Below are 25,448 nucleotides of genomic sequence, written 5' to 3'. Positions count from 1 at the left end.
CGGTCAGACCTTGCCGAGCGTCGAGGAGCGGCGGAGGTAGAAGAACCAGGTGACGGTGAGCATCAGGACGTAGCCGCAGACGAACCCGTAGAACGCGCCCTCGTAGCTGCCGGAGGCACCCTTCGAGGCGTTGAGGACCTGCGGGATGAGGAAGCCGCCGTAGGCGCCGACCGCCGAGATGAGGCCGAGGGCGGCCGCCGACTTGCGGGCCGTGCTGACGGATTCGCGCAGCTCCGACGATCCTGCGGCGGCACCGCGCCGGGCGAAGATCACCGGGATCATCCGGTAGGTGGCGCCGTTTCCCGATCCGGCGGCGGCGAAGAGCACGAGGAACAGGCCGAGGAAGAGCCAGAAGTTGGCCAGGGGGAGCGTCCAGACGACGGCGAGGGCGACGGCCGCCATGACGGCGAACGCTCCGACGGTGATGAGTGCTCCGCCGAACCGGTCCGCGAGGCGCCCGCCGAAGGGCCGGGCGAGGGAACCCACCAGGGGGCCGAGGAACGCCAGGCCCAGCGTGACCGGGCCCATGGCGATGGTGGAGAAGGGGGGGAAGGTATCGGCGATCAGCTTCGGGAAGACACCCGCGAAGCCGATGAAGGACCCGAAGGTGCCGATGTAGAGCAGGGCCATGATCCACAGGTGCGGTTCGCGGACGGCGGCCAGGGAACCGGCGAGGTCGCTCTTGGCGCTGGAGAGGTTGTCCATGTACTTCCAGGCGCCGAAGGCGGCGACCAGGATCAGTGGCACCCAGAGCAGGCCGGCGAGCGGGAGGTTCAGGGTGGCCGCGGCGCCGAGCACGACGGCGACCGGGACCACGAGCTGGGCGACGGCCGCACCGAGGTTGCCGCCCGCGGCGTTCAGGCCCAGGGCCCAGCCCTTCTCACGGGCGGGGTAGAAAAAGGTGATGTTCGCCATCGAGCTGGCGAAGTTGCCGCCGCCGAAGCCGGCGAGCGCCGCGACGGTGAGCATCACGCCGAACGGAGTCTCGGGGTTCGCGACGCAGAGCGCGAGTCCGATCGTCGGGATCAGCAGCAGGAGCGCCGAGATGATGGTCCAGTTCCTGCCGCCGAACCTCGGCACCATGAAGGTGTAGGGGATGCGGAGGGTGGCCCCGACGAGGGACGGCATGGAGATCAGCCAGAAGATCTGCGACGTCGAGAAGGTGAAGCCCGCCGCGGGCAGGTATACGACGACGATCGACCAGAGCTGCCAGACCACGAAGCCGAGGAATTCGCAGGCGATGGACCACTGGAGGTTCCGCTTGGCGATGGCCTTGCCGACGCTGTTCCACTGCGCGGTGTCCTCGGCGTCCCAGTTGTCGATCCAGCGGCCGCTGCGATGCCCCAGCGGTGGCGCGCTCGCCGGAGCCGCCGGTGCGGCGGCCAGGGGCGATGATGCTTCGTCAATGCTCACGGAGTCCTCCAGGGGATGGGTGGTCCTGCTTTCCCCTGACGCTAGTGAGCGCGCATTTCCGGCCCTTGCGTGCTGCGTAAACGCTCCGTGACGTTCACCTATCCGAGGGCCCGGACCGCTGTGAGATCTTCGGCGAACCCGGCTCCCACAGGGTGGTCGTCGAGGCGCACCGTCCGCTCAAGATTCGTTCAAGCTTCACGGACCGAGCCACTCCGCGGCCGGCGGGTGGTTTCCGGTATGCCTACAATCAGTGGCGGCGCTCCCGTTCCTGCCACTGCGGATGCCCGGCATGGAGCTTTTGTTGACCCAGTGGGAAATGGATGGTTATGAACAGCAGGATCGCGCCCCATGAGGCGTTCCCCGACGTCGGCTCCCTACCGACGGAGCAGGTCGAGGTGTTGAACAGCAGGGTCCACCGTGAGCTGGACTTCGAGTACGCGACCGACGGGGAAGCGCACGCCGAGACCGAATTCCGGCTCGAGGAAGTCAACGAGGAACTCGACCTGCGGGACATGCTCGAGACCTGATACCCGCGCGCCGCTTCAGGTCAACAGGGCAGGTCAGCCGGTCGGATCAGTCAGCCGGTCGGATCAGGTGATCGGTGAGGCCGGGCTCGCCTGGGGGCTGTGCCGCTCCAGCACGTCCAGCGCCGCCAGGGGCGACAGGTCGGCGATGGCAGCGACCGCGGCCAGGGACTCGCCGTTGCTGATGGCCGATGCCACTGCGCTCTGGAGTTCCTCCGGCGGGTCGATACCGGCCAGGTCATCGTGTGAAGCGGCGGTGTCCTTCCGTGCCGCAGCTACCACCCGATCAAGGTCTTTCAGACTCACAGGCTCCTCCTAGCATGCATCCCAGTGCTCCATTCTGCATGAGCGAGGCTTGTGCAAGGGCCGTGCTGGTGCAGCCGACAGCCCTTGCCGTCCGAACCCCGCTGTGCGTGCGGCCGGTCGTCGCCGTCCTCAGTGCAGGAGTTCCGTCTCCGGCGCGTTCCGGTGGTCCTCCGGAGCCGTGCCGGAGGAGTAGCGGTTGAGGAACTGGAGGATTTCCCGGGCGACCAGGGGTGCAGCGCCGCGATGCGCGCCGTGCGGTTGGCCGGGTGCCTCCACAACCATCGCGCGACGGGCTGCTCTGCCGAGCCGCCGGCACCAGGCCCGGCCGGCGATCACGTCGATGGCTCCGCGGAGTATCAGGACGGGCTGGACCACCCTGGCAAGCCGGTCGTCGAGGCGATAGCCGAGCATCACGGGCAGCTCGGTCAGGTACCAGCGGATGCCGCACCGGAGGTACGCGCCTGCGACGAGCAGATTGGTGGACGGACTCTCCAGAAGGCTGTCCAGTGCCAGGGCCACGGCATTCCGGACGGCGGAGGGGTGAGCCGTATCGGTGACCGGACCGATGAGGACGACAGCGGAGACGAGATCGAAGCGCTGCAGCGCCAGTTCCGTGACGAACTGCGCACCCATCGAATGCCCCACGAGGACGCACGACGACAGCCGGGCCTGCTCGAGAGCCTGCCCCATCAGGTGCGCGTAGTCCGCCACACCGAGACGGCGCGACGGCCGGGGAGTGCCCCCGAAACCAGGAAGATCGAAGACCGCGACATCACCGTGATCGAGCAGCTCGGCCTGCAACCGATCGAAGTAGCGGTGCGACATCCCGATGCCGTGGACCAGCACGAACGCCGGTCCGGGCTCGGCATTTCCCGCCCTGACGTGCAGGTGCAGCCGGTACAGCCCTCCTTCGCCCTCGATCGTCCGGCTGCTCGCTGTCTGTTCCATCGCACGGGGGAGGGCGGGCAGGAGGGCAGGCGGGAGGTACCTGGCGGATCGGAGGGCCACGGGCGGATCAGTGTCCTGTCGGTGTCGGGCAGGCCGGAGGCCTTAGGGGCGAACAGCGCGGTGTGCTGCGGCGGGGCGAGTGTCGATGATCAACCCAGGGTCGACATGGCTCGCGGGAGGCTCTCGATGGTGATGAGGGTGTCCGCTTCCACGGATTTCACTTCACCGTCGATCTGGTACGGCATAGGCTTGAGCGTCGAGAACCGGTACCGGGAATAGCTCGGCTGGTCTCCCAGCCCCTTCGTGGCTGCCCGCACGGCAGTCAGCAGGATCCGCCACTTGGCCGCATGCGGGAAGAGGATGACCTCGAACTGCCCGTCGGTCGGTTGCTCGTCGGCTTCGCTCAGCGTCGCGTACTTCGCCATCTGGGCGATGTTCGCGAAGATCAGGCTGTCGAACTTCTGGCGCTTCCCGTCACTCAGGCGAATCTCGAAAGGCTTGAACTTCCGGAAGGTGCGCGCGACCGAGAACATCTCCTTCAGGGCGCCCTTGCTCCCTTTCTCCAGATCGATCGCCATGACCGGCGTCAGCCCGAAGCCGATGTAGGAATGGGCATGAACCGGTTCTGCTCCCGGTGCGTCCAGGCTCAGGCGCAGGACGTCGATCCTGCGGACCTGGCCCTCGATGATGGCCTCTGCCAGCGGCTTGCGCCCCGTCACGCGGCGGTGGTCATTCGCATTGCCGGCGGCGAGGACCGCGCACACGGCGTCATCCCGGCCGCTTGCGAGCACACCGTTGACCACTTCGTTGTACCCGCCGTCCCCGCTGACCGAGACGACCAGGGCGTTGCCCGCCGCAGCCGCCTCCCGGGCGAGGTCGATCGCGTGCCCGGCGTGTTCGGTGGGCTGCAGTCTCACCTCCGACTCCGGCAGAGCCGGCACCAGTTCATCCCGGAGCCCGGCAGCGAGCGTCGGGGCGTCTCCCGTGCTGTTGGGGTTGAAGATGATCGTGATGGTGTCGAACCGGCGCGGTGAGGTCATGGACAAACCGTATAGTAAGCCATCTTCGTTTCGCAGTCCGACGCGTGCGTGCGGACGGATGAGGCTCCGGAATTGATATTCCGGAGCCTCATCCGTGCGCTTTCATGCTGTTCCTGGTGGTTCAGGACCGATCAGGCGTGGGCCGCTTTGTGGTTGCGGTCGTGAGCGCGGGTCAGGAGCAGGGCCAGGGCGATCATGCCGACGCCGAGGAGGAAGTGGAGCCAATTGTCCGCGCCGTTGAGGGGCACGAAGTTGCCGGCCGAGTTCTGGTCGATGACTATGCCGTAGATCCAGAGGACAAGGTAGATGATCCCCCCGTACAGCAGGTAGGAACGTGCTCCGCTGATGGTGCGGGCCATGGCGATGCCGGCAGCACCGAAGAGCAGGTGCACAATGTTGTGCAGGACCGAGACCTGGAACAGGCCGAGGAGCAGGGCGCCGGACTCGTGCCCGGCGAAGCTGAGCTGGTCGTACTGGCTGGTGATACCCGGGACGAAGCCGAGGAGGCCGACGAGCAGGAAGACTGCGCCGACGGCGAGGGCCGCCTTCTGGACGTTGGTGCGGGTGCCCGCTCGGGGCGTACTTGCGGTGGTCATGATTGTTCTCCCAGTTGAGTGAGTGGTGCTGCTGCGACTGATGATGTTCGTGATGCAGTCGTCGAAGGATGGGTGAGACCCGATGCGCCGGCCGTCCTGAGGGGATCGCCGGTGCATCACCCCCACACTAGTAAGCTTGCTTCGCGTTTGTGCGTGGGGTGCGCCATGTCGCGCGACGAAAAGTTTTCCTACATGAGGGAGAGGACGAAGGAGAGAACGAATCCGGCGGCCGTGCTGAGGGCTACTGCCGGCCCGCCGTGTTCGTAGGCTTCCGGCATGAGGGTGTCGGCCAGCGAGGCGATGACCGCTCCGGCGGCGAACGCCAGGGGCAGCGAAATGGTCTCCGGATCGGCGCCGGAGAGCGGGCCGGCGCCGACGACGACCGCGATGACGAGCAAGACCGCGCAGATGCCCCAGAGACCGAGGATCGTCCGAGGGGACTTGCCCTGGCTACGCATCGACGACGCTCCCACGAGTGCTTCGGGCAGATTGGAGACGAAGATCGCAGCGAGAAGGGCCAATCCGCCCGTACCTCCGCCGAGTGCGACGCCCAGGGCGATGTTCTCGGGGACGCCGTCGAGGGTGACTGCGGCCAGGAGGGCCAGGCCCGCCGCACCGCGAGTGGACGCCTCCGTGGGGGAGCGGTCCGAGGCAGCGGCATCGGTGTCGAGCTTGGGGCTGCCCTCGTACTCGTCCGCCGGGACCGATCGGTCACCCTGCTGGGCCCAGCGGTCGAGGAACGCGCTCAGGGCCGTGAAGACCACGGCGCCCGCGAGCAGCCCGACCGCGGCGCGCCAGATGCCCCCTTGCTCGAAGGCGTCCTCGAAGAGTTCGAAGGTCAGGGCCGTGATCAGGGATCCTGCGGCGAAGGACAGGAGGATCGCCAGGACGCGCTTGGGCAGTTCGAAACGCAGACCGATGAAGGCACCCACCACGAGGGCGCTGGAAGCAATCACGCCGAACAGCAATGACGTTGCCATGGCGCAAGTATAGGAAGGCAGCCGGAGGGCCGATAGGGGGAGCCGGCGGCCGGCATCAGGAACCGGGTGCGATGACCTCCGGTGTGTGGCGTGAGGTGACATCCAGTTGTGGCAGGACGTGCTCCGCCATCGTCGCGAGGAAGAAATCCTGCTCCTTGCCGACGTTGTGCAGGTAGATCCGGTCCGCCCCCTGCTCCGAGATCGCCGCGAGGAGATCGACGAGTTGGCCGGGATCGTCGGTGACGAAGACGGACTCGGCCACGGCGGCGGGGGTGACGTGCTCGGCTGCCTGGTCGTAGTGCTCGGCGGTCTCGAGGTCCCAGCACAGGGGTGGTGGGAAGACGTTCGTCCGCCACTGGTCGTGGGCGATCGACAGCGCCTCCTCGCGGCCGGGTGCCACGCTCACCTGGGTCTGGATGACGACGTCGCCGCGGCCCCCGGCGTCCCGGTAGGCACCGATGACCTTTCGCAGCTCGTCCATCGGCTGCAGGATGGTCGCGAGACCGTCGGCCCAGGAGGCAACCCAGGCGGCGGTCTCCCGGGTGACTGCCGCTCCGATGAGAGGCGGCGGGGTGTCGGGCAGCGACCACACTCTCGCCCGGTCGACCGTGACCAGGCCCTGGTGGCTGACCTCCTCCCCGGCCAGGAGCGCCCGGATGACGTCGACGCACTCTGCGAGGCGCGCTTTGCGTTCCGGTTTGGAAGGCCACCTCTGCCCCGTGACATGCTCGTTCATCGCTTCCCCGCTGCCGAGCGCCGCCCAGAACCTGCCGGGATACATCAGCTCCACGGTGGCGATCGCCTGGGCGGTGATGACCGGGTGGTATCTCTGGCCCGGCGCGGTCACGACTCCGAGCGAGAGCGACGTGGCCTCGAGTGCGGACCCCAGCCACGTCCAGGCGAAACCCGACTCGCCCTGGCGCTCACTCCACGGGCTCAGATGATCCGAGCACATCGCGGCGGTGAAGCCGGCGTCCTCTGCCTTCTTCACGTTGTCGAGGAGTTGCCGGGGTCCGAGTTGTTCATGCGAACAGTGGAAGCCGAACTCTGTCACGGAAGGTACCTCTTTCCTGGTCTGACCGGGCGGGTGTCGTCATTCCAGCTTCCGCAGGTCCTCACTCGAGGACAAGGGCGCAGCCGGTTCCGCTCCCGGGGGAGGACCTGCTATGGGCCACCGCCGGTCGTGGGGACGCCCGGTTGCGCTGCAGTGGCCGCGGACAGGCGCAGCTTGTCGGGATTGCGGACCAGATAGACGCCGGTGATCCTGTGCTGATGATCCAGGGCCACAGCGAGGGTCAGTGCGAGGTCCTCCCCTGAACGGATGAGGATTCCCGGGCCACCGTTGAGCGGGCCGATGTCCACGCGCAGCTGCGCCACCGGGGTGCGGGCGATCCTCAGCAGGAACGCCGCGATGGCCTCTGCTCCCAGGATGGGCTTGCGGGCCGCGACGACCTTGCCCCCGCCGTCGGACAGCAGCACCGCGTCGGGAGCCAGCACATCCATCAGGGCCTGGAGATCTCCGGTGACCAGTGCGTCCAGGAACGCCGTGAGGGCCACGGTGGTGCTTTCGGCGCCCATCGCCGTGCGGTCGACGGCGGAGAGCCGCGACCGGGCGCGGACGGCGATCTGCCGGACCGCCGCCGCATTCCTGCCGACCGCCTCGGCGATGGCCTGGTAGGGCAGCCCGAAGACGTCGTGGAGCATGAACACGGCGCGTTGCTCCGGTGTGGTCTGCTGCAGCAGCACCGACAGCGCGTAACTGAGCTGCTCCTGCAGAAGGAGGTGCTGCTCCGGGGTGTCTCCCTCCGCCACCAGGGGCTCCGGCAGCCAGGGCCCCGGATAGTCCTCCCGGCGGCGAGCCACCGTCCGCACCGCGTTGAGCGCGGTGCGGGTGGCGATGGACGCGAGGTAGGACCGGGGCGTGCGGACCTCTGCCAGGTCCACCCCCGCCCAGCGCAGGTAGGTGTCCTGGACGACGTCGTCGGCATCGGCGCGGGTGCCGAGGATCTCGTAGGCGATGGCGAAGACCATCGAGCGGTGGGCGGCGAACAACTCGTCCTGCTCCGTCATGGGTGCCACAGGCATCAGCCTACGGGCACGGCCGGGCCCGCAGGCCCTCGGAAGGACCCCGGTGTGCGGGCCTCCCGGGCCAGCCACGCCACGGTCATCCGGCAGATCTGCTCCTTGACCCACCCCCCACTCCGTCCGGAGAGCGAGACGACGCGGGGTGCATCGTCGGGGTGCACGAGCTGCAGGTGTCCTCGCCCGGCGCCCAGATCGAGGCACTGCGCGAGATAGCCGATGTCGATGGCCGAGGGCGCGACGCCGGACAGGTGGGCGAGCACGGTGTCGGCGGCGTGGGCCCCCATCGGGAGGGCCGCCGCACAGGAGGCGCGGAGGTGTGCCCCGGCGGCCCCCGTGACACATACCGCGTCGCCCGCACCGAGGAGGCGTTCATGCCCCGGCACGGTGAGGGTGGCGTCCACCAGGAGCCGGCCGTCCCCGCCCACGGGAAGTCCGCTGTCCGAGGCCAGGGACGGCACGGCGAGCCCTGCCGTCCAGATCGTCGCCGCGGCGGAAGGGCGGGAACGGCCGCCGGACGTGATCGTCCCGGTGACCGGATCCACTACCCCCTCCTCGACGGAGATCCCCAGGTGCTGCAGGCGACGGGCCACAGCGCGGCGTCCGGTGAGCGGGTGGGCCAGGCCCGATGGCGCAACGATCGTGATGAGCAGGTCGGGGCGTGCCACCGCCAGCGCGCTTGCCACTTCCACCCCGGTGGGGCCGGCCCCGGCTACCGTCACCGCCGAGCCCGGAGCCAGCCCCGCGATCGCTTCCCGTGTCGATCGTGCCGCTGCCCGGTTCGTCACCGACAACAGAGATGTCGGCTGTTCCCCGCTGCCGACGGCATAGACCAGCCAGTCGAAACGGACGGACTCATGGTCGACCCGGACCAGCCGGTTCCCGGAGTCGATGCTCAGTGCCCGGGCCTGCACACGGCGCACCTGCGGGTGCAGTACCGCTGCCCAGTGCACCCCTGCCGTATCCCTGCCTCCCGTACCGACCTGGTGCAGCCGGATCCTTTCGGTGAACTGCGCTCCCGGATCGAGCAGGACCACCTCGACAGGAGCCGCACCAGGCCTGCCTCCGGCAACCCGGTTCGCCGCCATCACTCCGGCGTATCCGCCACCGATCACCACTACACGCACCGTTCCAGACATCATGTCCTCCTTCGGAATTCATCGACATCATCAAGACACCGCGCGCAGGAGTTCTGTGACACCTCCGCTCGGTGATTCTCGTTTCGCGCTCACAGGGGAGGATTGCATCGGCGAGCGCCTGGGCCGCGGTACTCGTCGTCCTCCCGCTGGTGTCGTCCCGCCGGTATCAGAGTGCGGATGCAGTGAGTTCGTCGATGAGAAAGCGTGCCATGCCGGCTCGGGCGTGCACGAGATCGCGGAGCTCGTCCGTGACCGGTTCGTCCAGCTGTGGGGGGAACAGGGCGGACAGTCCGCTCTGGATGGCCATGGAGATCGCGAAGCCACGCCGCACGAGAGCAAGGGAGAGCGGGGCGCCTTCAGCTCTCAGTCCCTGCCCGTAGGCCTCCACACAGGCAGGAGCGAGCAGGGGGAGCGTCGCGCCGTCCATCAGCCCGTCATTGACCCGGCCCGCGAGCAGCTGGCCGAGGTCATACCCTGCCGCCATCGTGCCGAAGCTACCCCAGTCGAGGGCGACCACTCCGGAACCGGTCTGCAGGAGGTTCTGAGGGCAGGCGTCGCCGTGGGCTCGTGCCACCGGCAGCGTCGCCAGTTCTGCCAGAAGGAGGGGGATCTGCTCCACGACGGCGAGCAGGTCCCGCTCGAGGTGCTCATCGATCACGCCGTCGTACACGGGGAGGGAGTGCAGCATCCCCGCACGGAGCAAAGGGATGAAAACATGCTCGCCCGGGCCCGCCACGAAGTCCGCGAGGTCGCGTCGGACGCCCATGGGAGCCCCCGGCACACCTGCAAGCCGCCCCAGGAGATAGGCCATGTGCGCGTAGCGCCCGGCATCCCACACCGGCGCGGGATCGTCCTGGACGTCTTCCATCCAGATGCCGGCGCTGTCCTCATCGAGATGTTGAACGAAGTAGAGGTCAGGGATCCGCAGTCCCGGAGGAAGGAAGTTCTTCAAGGTGCTCTCGTAGACGTCCGCCTCGGTGCGCCAGGGCATCTGGGCAACGAGGTCGCCCCTCATCTCTGGAGGAACAGCATCGATGCCGGACCCCCGCAGGGGAGTGCAGATCACTTTCAGCACGGCTCGGAATGCGTGGAAGCCTCGGCTGTCGGCGGCGGTACCCCGCAGCCGCCACAGTCCACCGGTCGTCATGTTGGCCGGGGACAGCTCGAACGGGTGAAACTCATGGTCCAGTACCTGCACCGGCTGATCAGCCTGCATCGCTGCTGCGGCGACCCGTTCCAGGGTCGCAGTAGAAACCTCGACGTCCTGCACGCCCCCAGTGTCCGTCCGATGCCGGGGGAGGACAAGAACGACGCCGACCAGGCGGTGCGATTCCGCCGGGGACAGGAGACTCCGTCCCGACCGATCCGGTGCGGCAGGTCTACTGCGTCGGAGCCGGCACCGCGGTCCGCTTCGATGCCGCCGCGTGCTGTGCCGACTTGAGTTCGAAGAACTCGCACAGCGCTGCCGCGTCGGTCAGCTCCTTCGCAAGGTCGCGCAGTTTCCCTGCGCTCATCGTGAGGTCCCGCTCGCGGGGTCCGAAGTTGACTTCCCACGTCGGGTCACCAGGAGCGACGGGGTGAAGGTAGACGTCCGACGGCAGGTCGGTCATCCGCATCACGACCAGTCCCGTATCTGCACCTGCTCCGCCGTCGTGCCGGAGTACCTCGACGACGCTCTTCGACGTCGCGCCGGTCGCGGCGAACTCACGTACCCACCGCTGAAGTAGGTCCTTACTGCGATAGGGCACGACGAAACTCCTTGAGATGGTGTGAGGACAGTCTACGAGGGCCCGGCCCTGCGAGCCCCATCGGCGCCACCCGGCTCCTGGACCGTTTTTCCATCCCCGTGGCCGGCGGTCTAGGGTAGAACGTCCTGTCACCCGCAGCACCGCGGATTCCGCTGTAGCCGGTCCGACCCCCCCCTCCGAAGAACGGCCCTTCCATGCCTGCTGACCACCAGCTGTCGAAATCCCTGAAACCGCGGCACCTGTCCATGATCGCCATCGCCGGCGTGATCGGCGCCGGACTCTTCGTCGGATCCGGTGCCGCGACCCAGCAGGCAGGTCCGGGGATCCTGGTCGCCTACCTGGCCGCAGGACTGGTGGTCATCCTCGTCATGCGCATGCTCGGCGAGATGGCAGCAGCCAACCCGGAGACCGGTTCCTTCTCCACGTACGCGGACAAGGCGCTGGGTCGCTGGGCGGGGTTCAGCATCGGCTGGCTCTACGCCTGGTTCTGGATCATCGTCCTCGGCATCGAGGCCACGGCCGGCGCCGCCATCATGCACCGCTGGGTGCCGGGCATCGACCAATGGGTCTGGGCGCTGCTCCTGATGGTCCTCCTCACCCTCACCAACCTCGGGTCCGTGAAGTCCTTCGGGGAGTTCGAGTTCTGGTTCGCGTCCATCAAGGTCACCGCCATCGTGCTGTTCCTGCTGTTCGGCCTCGCTGCGATCCTGGGACTCGTCCCCGGAGTTCCTGCCCCTGGACTGGATAACCTGGTCGGCAACGGCGGCTTCATGCCCAATGGGCCGGGCGCGGTGCTGGCAGGCATCCTGGTGGTCGTCTTCTCCTTCTTCGGCGCCGAGATCGCGACGATCGCGGCCGGTGAATCGGAGAACCCCGTCGATGCGGTCAAGAAGGCCGTGAAATCCACCGTCTGGCGCATCCTGGTCTTCTACATCGGGTCCATCGCCATCGTGGTCACCCTGCTGCCGTGGAACTCCGCCTCCGTCGCCAAGAGCCCCTACGTCGCCGTGATCGAGCTCTTCGGAATCCCCGGGGCCGGCACCATCATGGACATCGTCGTGCTCACCTCCGTGCTGTCCTGCCTCAACTCCGGCCTCTACACGGCCAGCCGCATGCTGTTCTCGCTCGCCCACCGCGGCGACGCCCCGGGCGCCTGGATGCGCATCTCGAAGCGGGGCGTCCCCGCGGCGGCCGTGCTGGCCTCCACGGTCGTCGGCTTCATCACCGTCGGCCTCAACTACATAGCCCCGGACACCGTCTTCCTCTTCCTGGTCAACACCTCGGGAGCAATCGCCCTGTTCGTGTGGCTGGTGATCGCCGCTTCCCAGCTGATCCTGCGGCGCAGGATGGGTGCGTCCGCCCAGCACCTCCCGTTGAAGATGTGGCTGTTCCCGTACCTGACCTGGGTCGCCATCGTCAGCATCGTTGCCCTGCTGGTCGGCATGCTCGTCCTGGATTCGACCCGGGAGTCCCTCCTGCTCTCGCTGGCACTGGCCGCCGTCGTCGTCGGGATCGGCCTCTGGCGCTACCGCTCGCGCGGCGAGGGGACCCCGCGCGAGTCCGACGCAGGTGGGTCCGCCCGGACTGTGACCGCGGGAGCCCGCCGCGGCGCCTGATAGGGACTGCAGCGGGAGCGCCCGGCTTCCCGCCGCGGCATCGGGTAGCTGGTCCCGCTCACTAAAGTATTGCCATGAGTCTCGAATGGGAACAGGTGGTGGTCGACGCGGCACAGCCGGGCGAGCTCGGACGCTGGTGGGCCGCCGCGCTCGGCTGGGTGGTGACCTTCGAATCCGAGGACGAGTTCGAGATCCGCCCCTCACCGAATCGGCTGCCAGGATTGCTGTTCGTGCCGGTGCCGGATCCCAGGACGGTCAAGAACCGGCTGCACCTCGACTTCCGTCCGGACAACCCGGCGCTCGAGGTGGAACGCATGCTGGCGCTGGGCGCTCGTGCTGTCGACATCGGCCAGGGTTCGCAGCCCTGGACCGTGCTCACGGACCCGGAAGGCAACGAATTCTGCATCCTAGGACCCAAAGAGGTCGGCGCCGAAAGCTAGGTCCTGCACCGCTCATGGCTCGTGCCGCCGCGACCCGGCGAGCTCCTTCCGCCGATAACGGCAATCGCTTGTTGAGGCCGTAGTAGCTGGCGGGAGGACGGAGCAAAAATGGAGGGCGTGCGTGCACGAGCGGCGCAGGGCTGCAGGCCGCGGGGATATCGTTCGGTCTTGCGGTGCGCCGCCGGCACGCGGGACCCTAGGCTGATCGCCCGCGGCCGGACGGGCCGGCGGAAACCCATTCCTGGAGAGGAGCAGCGCCGATGAAGAGTGCGTCAGGAACTCGAAAGGCGGCACGGGTGTGAGGATCCTGGTCACCGGCTCGACCGACGGGCTCGGGCTGGCAGCAGCGGAAGCGCTGCTCGGGGGCGGACACGACGTCGTCGTGCACGCCCGCAACTCGAACCGGGCGGCCGCTCTCGAAGCCCTGATCCGCCGGGGCGCGGACCTCGTGGTGGGGGATTTCGAGGACCGGGACGCGGTGCTGCGCATCGCGGCGGAACTGGGCGGAGCGGAGCCGCTGGACGCGGTGATCCACAACGCAGGGGTCTGGAGCGGGCGGGCGGTCCTCCCCGTCAACGTCCTCGCGCCCTACCTCCTCACCGCGCTGCTCCGGGGTCCGCGGCGCCACGTCTACCTGAGCAGCGGCTCCCACTACGGTGGGCGCGCGTCGCTCGAGGGCGTCGACTGGCGTGGTGGCGTGCCCGGCTCCTACGGGGACAGCAAGCTCTTCGTGACGACGCTCGCCGTCGCGCTCTCCCGCCTGCAACCCCGACTGCTCAGCAACGCGGTGGACCCCGGCTGGGTCCCGACCAGGATGGGCGGTCCCCATGCCCCCGACGACCTCGAGCTCGGCCACCGGACCCAGGTGTGGCTCGCGACGGGAGACGATCCCGACGCCCTCACGAGCGGCGGGTACTGGTACCACCGACGGCGGCGCGAGCCACACCTGGCGGTGCACGACGCCGCGTTCCAGGACCGGCTCCTCCAGGCCCTGGCGGAGGAGACCGGCGTGCCCCTGGTGCCCGGTCGCTGATCCGTGCCGGGTGCTCGGTCAGGTCTTTCGCAGGAGCATGCGGCGGACGGAGTGGTCGGCGTCCTTGGTCAGGACGAGCTGCGCGCGGCCGCGCGTGGGCAGCACGTTGGTGACGAGGTTGGGTTCGTTGATGCGCTGCCAGATCCCCTTCGCCGTCTGCCGGGCTTCCTCGTCCGTGAGGTTCGCGTACCGGTGGAAGTACGACTCCGGGTCGGCGAAGGCACTGGACCGCAGGGACTGGAAGCGGTCGATGTACCACTGCTCGATGTGGGAGGTCTTCGCGTCGACGTAGATGGAGAAGTCGAAGAAGTCGCTGAGCGCGAGGCCGGTGATGCCGTCGGGCCTCGGACGCGCGGGGGCGAGGACGTTGAGGCCCTCGACGATCAGGACGTCCGGCCGCCGGACCACCACTTCCCGGCCGGGGACGATGTCGTACGTGAGGTGCGAGTACCAGGGGGCGCGCACCTCGGCCGCCCCGCTCTTGATCTCACTGACGAAGCGGAGCAGGCGGCGCCGGTCGTAGGACTCCGGGAAGCCCTTGCGCTGCATGAGTCCGCGCCGCTCGAGCTCGGCGTTGGGGTACAGGAAGCCGTCGGTGGTGATGAGTTCCACATCCGGGGTGTCGGGCCAGCGCCGCAGCAGTTCGCGGAGCACCCTCGCCGTCGTCGACTTGCCCACCGCCACGGATCCGGCGACGCCGATCACGAAGGGCGTCCTGGTGGTCGTCTCCCCGAGGAACGTGTTGGTGGCCGCGTGGAGTTGCCCCGCCGCGGCGGTGTAGAGGTTGAGCAGGCGGGACAGGGGAAGGTACACCTCGCGCACCTCGTCCAGGTTCAGGGTGTCCCCGAGGCCCTGCAGGCGCTGCACGTCCTCGACGTTGAGCGGGCTCTCGATCTCGTTGGACAGGCGCGACCACATCTGGCGGTCCAGCTCGACGAAGGGTGTGATGGATTCGGCACTGGTGGCCTGTTGCGTGCCCGTGCTTCTCTCACTCACCCGTCGATTCTGCCCGGTGCCCTGCGCATTAACAAACGCAGCCACCGGTAGGCTTGATGCCATGTGTGGAATTGTGGGATACGTAGGCCGGGACCGCGGCCAGGGATCATCGGTGCTGGACTCCGTCGCCCCGGCGGTCGACCAGGAGTCGGCCGATGGGCAGCACGGAGCGCTCGACGTCGTCATGGAGGGCCTCCGGCGCCTCGAGTACCGCGGGTACGACTCCGCGGGCGTGGCGGTCATCACCGCCGACGGCATCGAGTCCCGTAAGAAGGCCGGCAAGCTGACCAATCTCGTGGAGGAGCTGGCCGCCGACCCGCTGCCGCGCTCGCTGACCGGTATCGGCCACACGCGGTGGGCGACGCACGGTGGACCCACCGACCAGAACGCGCACCCCCACCTGGCCGACGGCGGGAAGCTCGCGCTGATCCACAACGGGATCATCGAGAACTATGCCGAACTCAAGGCCGACCTCACGGGTGAGGGCCTGACCTTCATCTCGGACACCGACACCGAGGTCGCGGCCGGGCTCGTGGGCTACCTCTACCGCGGACTCGTCGAGAGCGGCGCCCAGGGCGATCTCCTGACCCTGGCCCTGCAGCAGGCCTGCCAGCGCCTCGAGGGTGCCTTCACCCTGCTCGCCATCCACCAGGACCAGCCGGGCACCGTCGTCGCCGGACGCCGCAACTCACCGCTCGTCGTCGGACTCGGCGACGGCGAGAACTTCCTCGGCTCCGACGTCTCGGGCTTCATCGACTTCACGCGCCGCGCCGTCGAGCTGGGCCAGGACCAGATCGTCACCATCACGCCCGACGACGTCACCATCACCGACTTCCTCGGCGCACCCGCCGAGGGCACCGAGTTCCACGTCAGCTGGGACGCGGCCGCCGCCGAGAAGGGCGGCTTCGACTCCTTCATGGAGAAGGAGATCCACGACCAGCCGGACGCCGTCGGCCAGACGCTCCTCGGCCGGTCCGACGTCTCGGGCAGGCTCGTGCTCGACGAACTGCGCATCGACGAGTCCATCCTGCGGTCCGTCGACAAGATCGTCGTGCTCGCCTGCGGCACCTCCGCCTATGCGGGCCAGGTGGCGAAGTACGCCATCGAGCACTGGTGCCGCATCCCCACCGAGGTGGAGCTCTCGCACGAGTTCCGTTACCGCGACCCGATCGTGAACGAGAAGACCCTGGTGGTCGCCATCTCGCAGTCCGGCGAGACCATGGACACGCTGATGGCCGTCCGGTACGCCCGCGAGCAGGGCGCCAAGGTCGTGGCCATCTGCAACACGAACGGCTCCACGATCCCGCGCGAATCGGACGCCGTGCTCTACACGCACGCCGGCCCCGAGATCGCCGTCGCCTCGACCAAGGCGTTCCTCGCGCAGATCACCGCGGCCTACCTGCTGGGCCTGTACCTCGCCCAGCTGCGCGGCAACAAGTTCCGTGACGAGATCGCCGACGTGCTCGCGGACCTCTCGGAGATCCCCGCGAAGATCCAGGCCATCCTCGACGACGCCGACAAGATCAAGCAGCTCGGCGCGGACATGGCAAACGCGAAGTCGGTGCTCTTCCTCGGCCGCCACGTCGGCTTCCCCGTGGCCATGGAGGGCGCACTCAAGCTCAAGGAGCTCGCCTACATCCATGCCGAGGGCTTCGCCGCCGGTGAGCTCAAGCACGGTCCGATCGCGCTCATCGAGGAGGGCCAGCCCGTCGTGGTGGTCATGCCGTCCCCGCGCGCCCGGGACTCCCTGCATGCCAAGGTGGTCTCCAACGTCCAGGAGATCCGCGCGCGCGGTGCCGTCACGATCGTCATCGCGGAGCAGGGCGACACCTCGGTCGAGGCCTACTCCGAGCATGTCTTCTACGTGCCCGCGTCCCCGACGCTCCTCGCACCGCTGCTCACCACGGTCCCGCTGCAGATCTTCGCGCTCGCCCTGGCCAGTGCCAAGGGCTACGACGTCGACCAGCCGCGCAACCTGGCGAAGTCGGTCACGGTTGAGTAGTCCGGTCCGGGTGCCGCCGCGGTTCTCCGCGGCGGCACCCCGTCGGTGCGCCGCATGATCGTCGGTATCGGCGTCGACGTCGTGGACATCGAACGCTTCCGGCAGCAGCTCGAGCGGACCCCGGCCCTCGTCGAGCGGCTCTTCGTGCCGTCCGAACGCGGGCTCAATACCCGTTCCCTGGCTGCCCGCTTCGCGGCCAAGGAAGCCATCGCGAAGGCCCTCGGTGCGCCGGTGGGCATGAACTGGCAGCACTGCACCATCGCCGTCGACGAGGCCGGTGCGCCGTCGGTGGTCATCGACGGGACCGTCGCCGACGCCGCACGCGCCCGGGGCGTCGAGACCTGGCACCTCTCCATCAGCCACGACGGGGGCCTTGCCACAGCCATGGTCGTCGCGGAAGGCCGCATCCCGTCCGGCAAGAAATAGTAACCGTACTGATCATCGGCCCGCTTACCGCTAAGCTCGATCATATGCTTTCAGCCTTTTCCGGTGGTGACGTCCGCTCTGCGGAGGCACCACTCATCGACGCCGGCCAGGGGAACGCCCTGATGCAGAAGGCTGCCCACGGGCTGTTCGGCGTGGTGCTCGGCCTGCTGCGCGCCGACGGGCGCGGCATCTACGGAGCCACCGCCGTCGTGCTCACCGGGAGCGGCAACAACGGAGCCGACGCCCTGTACGCGGGGGAGCGGCTCCTGCGCCGCGGTGTCGCGGCGACCGCGATCCTCACCGCCGACCGCGTGCACGCGGCCTCGCTCGAGGCCTTCGTCCGCGCGGGCGGGACGACCGTCCGGCTCGACGACGCCGATCCCTCCGAGCTCGCCGCCCATGCCGCGGCCGCCGACGTCCTGATCGACGGGATCCTCGGGACCGGCGCCAGCGGAGGGCTCCGCGGAGCCGCCGCGGACTTCGTCGGGGCCTTCGACGCGGCAGCCGGTCCGCGCGGGACGCGCTCCACGATCGTCGTCGCCTGCGACCTGCCCAGCGGCATCGGCACGGACTCGGGCCGCGTCGACGGGCCCGTCCTCTCCGCCGACGCGACCGTCACCTTCGGGGCGGCGAAGCTCGGCCTCCTGATCGGTGAGGGCGCCGTGGCGGCCGGCGAGGTGAACGTCGTCGACATCGGCCTCGATTTCTCCTCCTTCGTCCCCGTGGCCCGGACCCTGCTCGCCTCCGACGCCGCCGCCCTGCTGCGCCCGCCCCGCGCCGGGGACCACAAGTACTCGCGCGGTGTCCTCGGCGTGGCCGCCGGATCGGCCCGCTACCCGGGAGCTGCCGCCCTGGCCGTCGGGGCAGCCCTCGCGACCGGAGTCGGCATGGTCCGCTACCTCGGTCCCGACGCCGTCGCCGCCCTGATCCACCAGCGGAACCCGGAAGCCGTGGCGTCCGCCGGTTCCGTCGCGGACGCCCGATCCCAGGCATGGCTCGTGGGGCCGGGCGCCGTGGACGACGACGGCCAGCGCCGACGCGCCGTCGATGCCATCGCCTCGGGTCTGCCCACGATCGTCGATGCCGGAGCGCTCGGCGCCGTACCCGAGCGCGTGGGCCCCCAGGTCATCCTGACGCCCCATGCGGGGGAGCTGCGCCAGCTGCTGGCCGAGCGCGGCCTCGACGCCGAGCGGTCCGAGATCGAGGCCGAACCCGCGCACTTCGCGCTGCGGGCCGCCGAGACGACCGGCGCCACGGTGCTGCTCAAGGGGTTCACGACCGTCGTCGCGGCGCCGTCCGGGGCGTTGTTCGTGCAGGCCGACGCGACGCCCTGGCTCGCCACGGCCGGTTCCGGGGACACGCTCTCCGGGATCGTCGGTGCGCTCGCGGCGACCCTCGCGGAGGACGGCGGCGCGGCGGGCCGGATCGGCGTCGCGCAGGAGGACCTGTGGGCGGCAGTCGCCGCGGCGGGGGCGCTGATCCACGGAAGCGCCGGCCGGCGCGCCGCACTGCGCGGCCCGGTGGTCGTCTCGGACCTGCCCGGCGACATCGGCGCGGTCGTCGCGGACCTCCTCGAGGAGCGTCGCCTAGCGATGTGAGGGACGCAGTTAACCGCACCGACAGATGAATGCGCTATGTATGAAGCAGGGAATCGGGGTCCGAAGACCCCGGCGACTGCGAGTATCACCGTGGCTGCCCCCGAGGCGCCCACGGCAGAAGACATCAAGGAGAACTCATGGAACTTTGGCCCGGCGACGCGTATCCCCTGGGAGCGACCTATGACGGCACGGGGACGAACTTCGCGCTGTACAGCGAGGTGGCGGACCTGGTCGTCCTCTGTCTCTTCGATGACGACGGCACGGAGACCCGCGTCGAACTGAAGGAGGTCGACGGCTACGTCTGGCACGGGTACCTGCCGCACGTGACCCCCGGACAGAAGTACGGCTACCGGGTCCACGGCCCCAACAACCCGGCCGAAGGACACCGCTGCAATCCGAACAAGCTCCTCCTGGACCCGTACGCGAAAGCCGTGTCCGGGGACCTCGACTGGGACCAGGCGCTGTTCGGCTACAACTTCGGCGACGAGAACTCCGTCAACAACGAGGACTCCGCCAAGCACATGATGCTCGGCGTCGTCGTCAACCCCTTCTTCAACTGGGACGGCGACCGCATGCCGCGGACGCCCTACCACCAGTCCGTCATCTACGAGGCCCACGTCAAGGGCCTCACGCAGCTGCATCCGGACGTCCCCGAGGAGCAGCGCGGCACCTACGCCGGGATCGCGCACCCCTCCGTGATCGCGCACCTGCAGAAGCTCGGCGTCACGGCGATCGAACTGATGCCCGTGCACCAGTTCGTCAACGACAGCACGCTGCAGGAGAAGGGCCTCTCGAACTACTGGGGCTACAACACCATCGGCTTCTTCGCGCCGCACAACAAGTACACCTCCACGGGCGACCAGGGCGAGCAGGTCCAGGAGTTCAAGGCCATGGTGCGCGAACTCCACCTCGCCGGCATCGAGGTCATCCTCGACGTGGTCTACAACCACACGGCCGAGGGCAACCACATGGGCCCCACCATCTCCATGCGCGGCATCGACAATGCGTCCTACTACCGCTTGGTGGAGGACGACAAGCAGTACTACATGGACACCACGGGTACGGGTAACTCGCTCAATGTCGGTAACCCCCACTCCCTGCAGCTGCTCATGGACTCGCTGCGCTACTGGGTCACGGAGATGCACGTCGACGGCTTCCGCTTCGACCTCGCCTCCGCCCTCGCCCGCGAGTTCTACGAGGTGGACCGGCTCTCGGCCTTCTTCGAACTCGTGCAGCAGGATCCGATCGTCTCGCAGGTCAAGCTCATCGCCGAGCCCTGGGACGTCGGTCCCGGCGGCTACCAGGTGGGCAACTTCCCGCCGCAGTGGACGGAGTGGAACGGCAAGTACCGCGACACCGTCCGCGACTTCTGGCGCGGGGAGCCCTCGAGCATCGGCGAGTTCGCCTCGCGCCTGACCGGCTCGGCCGACCTCTACGAGCACAGCATGCGGCGCCCCGTGGCGTCCATCAACTTCGTCACCGCCCACGACGGCTTCACCCTGCGGGACCTCGTGTCCTACAACGAGAAGCACAACGAGGCCAATGGCGAGGACAACAACGACGGCGAATCGCACAACCGCTCCTGGAACGGCGGCATCGAGGGACCGACGGACGATCCCGAGGTGCTCGCCATCCGCGTGCGCCAGCAGCGCAACTTCATCGCGACCCTCCTGCTCTCGCAGGGCGTCCCGATGCTGCTCCACGGCGACGAACTGGGCCGGACGCAGGAGGGCAACAACAACACCTACTGCCAGGACTCCGAACTGAGCTGGGTGCACTGGGACAAGATGGACCAGCCGCTGCTCGAGTTCACCGCCGCCGTCAACCGCCTGCGGTCCGAGCACCCGACGTTCCGTCGCCGCCGGTTCTTCGACGGGCGCCCCGTGCGCCGCGGCGAGGGCGAGGCACTGCCGGACATCGTGTGGCTGGACACGTCCGGCGAGCTGATGGCGCCCGAGGACTGGAACAGCGGCTTCGGCCGCTCGATCGGTGTGTTCCTCAACGGACAGGGCATCCAGGGCCGTGATGCGCGCGGCCAGCGCATCGTCGACGCCAACTTCCTCCTCTACTTCAACGCCCATGACGAGGCCGTGGACTTCACGATTCCCTCCGACGAGTACGGGACCTCGTGGGACGAGGTGATCGACACGGCCGGCAAGTATGCCGACACCGAGGCGATCCCCGCCGGCGCCACGATCTCGATCGAGGCGAAGTCCATGGTGGTCCTGCGGGCGCACTCCGAGGTCGAGGACCTGGACCACTCGGTCGCGGCGTCCCTGGCGATCCTCGCCAACGAGGTCACCGCCAAGACCGGAACCCCCTAGCACCACCCCGACAGGTACATCCCATCCACCGTCCCAGGAGGACCCCCACGTGTTGACCCCGAAATCGACGTACCGGCTGCAGATCCGGAGCGAGTTCGACCTGCATCGGGCCGCGGCCCTGGTGCCGTACCTGCACGACCTCGGGGTGGACTGGGTGTACCTGTCGCCGATCCTGACGGCGGAGAAGGGGTCCGGCCACGGCTACGACGTGACCGACCCCACCTCCGTCGACCCCGACCGCGGCGGTCCGGGCGGCCTTGCAGCACTCAGCAAGGCGGCCCGGGCCGCGGGCATGGGGGTGCTGGTGGACATCGTCCCGAACCACATGGGCATCGAGACGCCGGCCGACAACGCGTGGTGGTGGGAGCTCCTGAAGGAGGGCCGCGGCTCACGCATGGCGGAGGCCTTCGACGTCGACTGGGACGCAGGGAACGGGCGCATCCGGGTTCCGGTCCTGGGCGACGGCGACGGCGAGCTCGACCAGCTCACCGTGGTCGACGGCGAACTGCACTACTACGACAACCGCTACCCGATCGCCGAGGGCACGGCCCATCCCGGGGATACGGGCGCCGAGGTCCACGCACGCCAGCACTACAAACTCGTGAACTGGCGCCGCGCCGACGCCGAGCTGAACTACCGGCGCTTCTTCGGGGTCAACACCCTGGCGGGCCTGCGCGTCGAGGTGCCGTGGGTGTTCGAGGAGAGCCACAGCGAGGTGAAGCGGTGGTTCGACGAGGGGCTCGTGGACGGGCTGCGCATCGATCACCCGGACGGACTCGCCGACCCCAAGGGCTACCTCGACGACCTCTTCACCCTGACCGGCGGTGCCTACGTCCTGGTGGAGAAGATCCTCGAGCCGGGGGAGAAGCTCCCGGAGGACTGGGCCACCGAGGGCACCACGGGCTACGACGCGCTCGCCGACATCGATCGGCTCTTCACCGACCCTGCCGGGGAGCACGTCCTCACGCAGTCCGTGCCCGTGGAGCCGTTCCACGAGATGATCCACGGGACCAAGCGCGGGATCGCCGACGGCATCCTCCGCTCCGAGGTGCTGCGCCTCGCGCGGCTCGTGCCGGCAGGCGCGAACCTCGACGCAGGCTCCGCGGCCGATGCGATCGCCGAGCTGCTGACCTGCTTCCCCGTCTACCGCAGCTACCTCCCGGGCGGCGCCGACCACCTCGCCGAGGCGGTGCGGGACGCCCAGGTGCGCCGTCCCGATCTCGCAGACACCATCACGGCGCTGCACCCGCTCCTGAACCCCTTCCTGGACGGGGCGGACGGTGCGGACGGGCTGACGGAACTCGCACGGCGGTTCCAGCAGACCTCGGGGATGGTCATGGCCAAGGGCGTCGAGGACACGGCGTTCTACCGCTACTCCCGGCTCGTCTCGCTCAACGAGGTGGGCGCCGATCCTGCGATCTTCTCGCTGAATCCGCTGGAACTCCACCGGCGGCTGCTCGAGCGGGAGACGGACAGCCCGCTGGCCATGACCACGCTCAGCACGCACGACACCAAGCGCAGCGAGGACACCCGTGCCCGCATCTCGGTCCTCTCCGAGGTCGCCGGCGAATGGACAGGCCTCCTGGCGCAGCTCGAGGAACGCGCACCCATCGGGGACCCGACCTTCGCGCCCCTGCTCTGGCAGTCGCTTCTCGGAGCCTGGCCGCTCAGCAGGGAACGCGCCCACGCCTACGCGGAGAAGGCCTCGCGTGAGGCGGACCTCAGCACGCACTGGACAGCCCCGGACGAGGACTTCGAGCGCGGCCTGCACGCCGCCGTGGACGCCGCGTTCGACGACGACGCCGTGTCCACGCTTCTCACGGCCTTCGTCGAGCGCATCCAGCAGGCGGGGTGGTCGAACTCCATCGGCCTGAAACTGCTCCAGCTGACCATGCCCGGCGTGCCGGACGTGTACCAGGGCACGGAGTTCTGGGACACCTCCCTCGTGGATCCGGACAACCGCCGCGAGGTGGACTACGACGCACGCCGGCAGGTGCTCACCGACCTCAACTTCGGGGCACTGCCCCCGCTCGGGGCGGATGCGCACGCGAAGCTGCTCGTGGTGACCCGCGCCCTGAAGCTGCGCCGGGACCGCCCCGAACTGTTCACCGGGTACACCGCCGTCCCGGCGTCCGGGCAGGCTGCGGACCACGTCTTCGGCTTCGATCGCGGGGGCGCCGTGACGCTGCTCACCCGCCTGCCCCACGGACTCGCGCAGCGCGGCGGATGGGGCGGAACGACCATCGAGCTCCCGCCCGGCAGCTACACCTGCGCCCTGACCGGTGCCGCCGTCCGAGGCGGCACCGTACGCGCGGCCGACATCTTCTCCACCTTCCCCGTAGCCCTACTGGTCCAGGAGGACGCATCATGAGCTCACCGTTCGACGTCTGGGCGCCCCGCGCCGAGTCCCTCACCCTCGTCGCCGACGGCACCGAGTACCCCATGACCCAGGGCGAGGGCGGCTGGTGGCACCCGGACAAGGCTCCGGCGGCCGACGACGTCTCCTACGGCTACCTCGTCAACGGATCCGGCACGCCCGTGCCCGATCCGCGCTCGCGCCGCCAGCCCGACGGCGTCCACGAACTCTCGCGCACCTTCGACCCGTCCGCCCACGACTGGCAGGACGAGTCCTGGCAGTCGCCCGGCCTCAACGGCGGCGTCATCTACGAGATGCACCTCGGCACCTTCACGCCGGAAGGGACGCTCGACGCCGCCATCGGGAAGCTCGACCACCTCGTGGACCTCGGCGTCCAGTTCGTTGAGCTGCTGCCGGTGAACGCCTTCAACGGCACCCACAACTGGGGCTACGACGGGGTCCTCTGGTACACCGTCCAGGAGACCTACGGCGGGCCGGCCGCCTACCAGCGCTTCGTGGACGCCGCCCACCAGAAGGGCCTCGGCGTCATCCAGGACGTCGTCCACAACCACCTGGGCCCGAGCGGGAACTACCTCGGACTCTTCGGCCCGTACCTCACCGAGGGGATGTCGAACACCTGGGGCGACTCCCTGAACCTCGACGGACCGCAGTCGGACGAGGTGCGCGACTACGTCGTGGAGAACCTGCTCATGTGGTTCACGGACTACCACGTGGACGGACTGCGCCTGGACGCCGTCCATGCCCTCCACGACGAGCGTGCCGTCCACATCCTCGAGGAATTCGCCGAGCGTACCGACGAATGCGCCGCCGAACTCGGCAAGCCGCTGTTCCTGATCGCGGAGTCGGACCTCAACAACCCGCGGCTCATCTCGGGCCGCGACGTGGGCGGTTACGGTCTCGCGGGCCAGTGGAGCGACGACTTCCACCACGCGGTGCACGTCAACCTCACGGGGGAGACCGAGGGGTACTACCTCGATTTCAACTCGGTCGGCGCCCTGGCGAAGGTCCTGGAGAAGGGCTTCTTCCACAACGGGACCTACTCGTCGTTCCGGGAACGCCACCACGGCCGCGAGATCGATCCGTCCCGCGTCTCGCCCCTCCAGCTCGTCGTCGCGGCCCAGAACCACGACCAGATCGGGAACCGGGCCGCCGGCGACCGCATCAGCGCCACGCTGAACCCGGCGCAGCTCGCGCAGGCCGCCGTCCTGACCATCCTGGGACCCTTCACCCCGATGCTGTTCATGGGGGAGGAGTACGGGGCGTCCACGCCGTGGCCGTTCTTCACCTCCCACCCGGAGCCGGAACTCGGCAAAGCCACCGCCGAGGGGCGCCTGAAGGAATTCGAGCGCATGGGCTGGAAGCCCGAGGACGTCCCCAACCCCCAGGACCCGGCGACCTTCGCGTCGGCGAAGCTGGACTGGGCGGAGGTGGAGCAGGGGCACCACGCCGAACTGCTCGCCACCTACCGTGAACTGATCCGCCTGCGCCGCTCCCGCCCCGAACTGCGCGACGCCGACTTCGGCAGCATCTCGGTCGACTTCGACGAGGAGCACCGCTGGATCGTCCTGCACCGCGGCAGCACCGCCGTCGTCCTGAACCTCGGCGACGCACCGGTCACCGTGCCCGTGCGCGGGGCCGATGCGGAGGTCCTGCTGTCCACGGTTGACGGGATGGGCCTGCTCGACGACGGCGTGCAGGTGCCGCCTCACGGCTCGCTCGTCCTCAACCTCTCCGCAGGGTAGCTCGGGGACTCCGCAGGGGTTCGGACAGGACCGGGGACCGGATCGGCCAAAGCGTCCGAGGACTCCGGCATACTGGGCTAGGACTCCTTCCTGGAGGGAAGGCCGGTCGCGTTCCTGC

General features: G+C 68.8%; 22 protein-coding genes. 10 read left to right on the top strand and 12 right to left on the bottom strand.

The genetic code is table 11. The annotated features are described in order from the left end of the window. Positions 1–3: 3 nt before the first annotated feature. The gene (locus tag ACX80I_RS03805; protein ID WP_459343820.1) at positions 4–1,413 is read right to left on the bottom strand and encodes an MFS transporter; all 1,410 of its coding nucleotides are present in this window, start codon (positions 1,411–1,413) and stop codon (positions 4–6) included. Positions 1,414–1,739: 326 nt separating this feature from the next. Here ACX80I_RS03805 and ACX80I_RS03800 point away from each other — a divergent pair, with 326 nt between their 5' ends. Then, the gene (locus tag ACX80I_RS03800) at positions 1,740–1,940 is read left to right on the top strand and encodes a hypothetical protein (protein ID WP_459343819.1); all 201 of its coding nucleotides are present in this window, start codon (positions 1,740–1,742) and stop codon (positions 1,938–1,940) included. 63 nt (positions 1,941–2,003) lie between these two features. On the opposite strand, the gene ACX80I_RS03795 is transcribed toward ACX80I_RS03800, so the two are convergent. The 10 genes from ACX80I_RS03795 to ACX80I_RS03750 all read right to left on the bottom strand — a co-directional run bounded on the left by ACX80I_RS03795 (position 2,004) and on the right by ACX80I_RS03750 (position 10,776). Next, positions 2,004–2,243, bottom strand: a complete 240-nt coding sequence (locus ACX80I_RS03795; RefSeq protein WP_459343818.1) for a hypothetical protein — start codon at positions 2,241–2,243, stop codon at positions 2,004–2,006. A 129-nt stretch (positions 2,244–2,372) separates the two neighbouring features. Beyond that, complete coding sequence (locus ACX80I_RS03790) at positions 2,373–3,251, bottom strand: alpha/beta fold hydrolase (RefSeq protein ID WP_459343817.1); 879 nt, start codon at positions 3,249–3,251, stop codon at positions 2,373–2,375. An 89-nt stretch (positions 3,252–3,340) separates the two neighbouring features. Next, positions 3,341–4,231 (bottom strand): diacylglycerol/lipid kinase family protein, encoded by an 891-nt coding sequence (locus ACX80I_RS03785; protein WP_459343816.1) that lies wholly within the window; start codon positions 4,229–4,231, stop codon positions 3,341–3,343. A 131-nt stretch (positions 4,232–4,362) separates the two neighbouring features. Then, positions 4,363–4,827, bottom strand: coding sequence for a DUF4383 domain-containing protein (locus ACX80I_RS03780; RefSeq protein ID WP_459343815.1), 465 nt, complete (start codon positions 4,825–4,827; stop codon positions 4,363–4,365). Between the two features lie 188 nt (positions 4,828–5,015). Continuing rightward, on the bottom strand, positions 5,016–5,807 hold the full coding sequence (locus tag ACX80I_RS03775) for a ZIP family metal transporter (protein ID WP_459343814.1): 792 nt from the start codon (positions 5,805–5,807) through the stop codon (positions 5,016–5,018). A 55-nt stretch (positions 5,808–5,862) separates the two neighbouring features. Continuing rightward, positions 5,863–6,861 carry a TIGR03885 family FMN-dependent LLM class oxidoreductase gene (locus ACX80I_RS03770; RefSeq protein WP_459343813.1) on the bottom strand — a complete coding sequence of 333 codons (999 nt, stop codon included), beginning with the start codon at positions 6,859–6,861 and terminating at the stop codon, positions 5,863–5,865. 110 nt (positions 6,862–6,971) lie between these two features. Next, complete coding sequence (gene sigJ, locus ACX80I_RS03765) at positions 6,972–7,877, bottom strand: RNA polymerase sigma factor SigJ (RefSeq protein ID WP_459343910.1); 906 nt, start codon at positions 7,875–7,877, stop codon at positions 6,972–6,974. A 14-nt stretch (positions 7,878–7,891) separates the two neighbouring features. Further along, a complete protein-coding gene (locus tag ACX80I_RS03760; protein ID WP_459343812.1) occupies positions 7,892–9,031 on the bottom strand; it encodes an NAD(P)/FAD-dependent oxidoreductase in 1,140 nt (379 codons plus the stop codon). Between the two features lie 163 nt (positions 9,032–9,194). Then, positions 9,195–10,298 (bottom strand): phosphotransferase, encoded by a 1,104-nt coding sequence (locus ACX80I_RS03755; RefSeq protein WP_459343811.1) that lies wholly within the window; start codon positions 10,296–10,298, stop codon positions 9,195–9,197. A gap of 109 nt (positions 10,299–10,407) precedes the next feature. Beyond that, positions 10,408–10,776, bottom strand: coding sequence for a hypothetical protein (locus ACX80I_RS03750; RefSeq protein ID WP_459343810.1), 369 nt, complete (start codon positions 10,774–10,776; stop codon positions 10,408–10,410). A 194-nt stretch (positions 10,777–10,970) separates the two neighbouring features. Here ACX80I_RS03750 and ACX80I_RS03745 point away from each other — a divergent pair, with 194 nt between their 5' ends. The 3 genes from ACX80I_RS03745 (at position 10,971) to ACX80I_RS03735 (ending at position 13,865) form a co-directional block, all read left to right on the top strand. Further along, positions 10,971–12,392 carry an amino acid permease gene (locus tag ACX80I_RS03745; protein WP_459343809.1) on the top strand — a complete coding sequence of 474 codons (1,422 nt, stop codon included), beginning with the start codon at positions 10,971–10,973 and terminating at the stop codon, positions 12,390–12,392. Between the two features lie 74 nt (positions 12,393–12,466). Continuing rightward, positions 12,467–12,832, top strand: a complete 366-nt coding sequence (locus ACX80I_RS03740; RefSeq protein WP_459343808.1) for a VOC family protein — start codon at positions 12,467–12,469, stop codon at positions 12,830–12,832. A 298-nt stretch (positions 12,833–13,130) separates the two neighbouring features. Beyond that, a complete protein-coding gene (locus ACX80I_RS03735) occupies positions 13,131–13,865 on the top strand; it encodes an SDR family NAD(P)-dependent oxidoreductase (protein WP_459343807.1) in 735 nt (244 codons plus the stop codon). Positions 13,866–13,883: 18 nt separating this feature from the next. On the opposite strand, the gene coaA is transcribed toward ACX80I_RS03735, so the two are convergent. Beyond that, a complete protein-coding gene (gene coaA / locus ACX80I_RS03730; RefSeq protein WP_459343806.1) occupies positions 13,884–14,861 on the bottom strand; it encodes a type I pantothenate kinase in 978 nt (325 codons plus the stop codon). Positions 14,862–14,922: 61 nt separating this feature from the next. Here coaA and glmS point away from each other — a divergent pair, with 61 nt between their 5' ends. The 6 genes from glmS (at position 14,923) to treZ (ending at position 25,330) form a co-directional block, all read left to right on the top strand. Continuing rightward, positions 14,923–16,863, top strand: coding sequence for a glutamine--fructose-6-phosphate transaminase (isomerizing) (glmS, locus tag ACX80I_RS03725; protein ID WP_459343805.1), 1,941 nt, complete (start codon positions 14,923–14,925; stop codon positions 16,861–16,863). A gap of 54 nt (positions 16,864–16,917) precedes the next feature. After that, on the top strand, positions 16,918–17,289 hold the full coding sequence (locus tag ACX80I_RS03720) for a holo-ACP synthase (protein ID WP_459343804.1): 372 nt from the start codon (positions 16,918–16,920) through the stop codon (positions 17,287–17,289). 44 nt (positions 17,290–17,333) lie between these two features. Further along, positions 17,334–18,887, top strand: a complete 1,554-nt coding sequence (locus ACX80I_RS03715) for a bifunctional ADP-dependent NAD(P)H-hydrate dehydratase/NAD(P)H-hydrate epimerase (protein WP_459343803.1) — start codon at positions 17,334–17,336, stop codon at positions 18,885–18,887. A 137-nt stretch (positions 18,888–19,024) separates the two neighbouring features. After that, complete coding sequence (gene glgX / locus ACX80I_RS03710; protein ID WP_459343802.1) at positions 19,025–21,211, top strand: glycogen debranching protein GlgX; 2,187 nt, start codon at positions 19,025–19,027, stop codon at positions 21,209–21,211. A 49-nt stretch (positions 21,212–21,260) separates the two neighbouring features. Further along, positions 21,261–23,582 carry a malto-oligosyltrehalose synthase gene (gene treY, locus ACX80I_RS03705; RefSeq protein ID WP_459343801.1) on the top strand — a complete coding sequence of 774 codons (2,322 nt, stop codon included), beginning with the start codon at positions 21,261–21,263 and terminating at the stop codon, positions 23,580–23,582. Continuing rightward, positions 23,579–25,330 (top strand): malto-oligosyltrehalose trehalohydrolase, encoded by a 1,752-nt coding sequence (gene treZ, locus ACX80I_RS03700; RefSeq protein ID WP_459343800.1) that lies wholly within the window; start codon positions 23,579–23,581, stop codon positions 25,328–25,330. The genes treY and treZ overlap by 4 nt, the downstream gene beginning before the upstream one ends. Positions 25,331–25,448: the final 118 nt, after the last annotated feature.

The sequence above is a fragment of the Arthrobacter rhamnosi genome (assembly GCF_054510855.1).
This window is presented reverse-complemented; position numbering and strand designations above follow the sequence as displayed.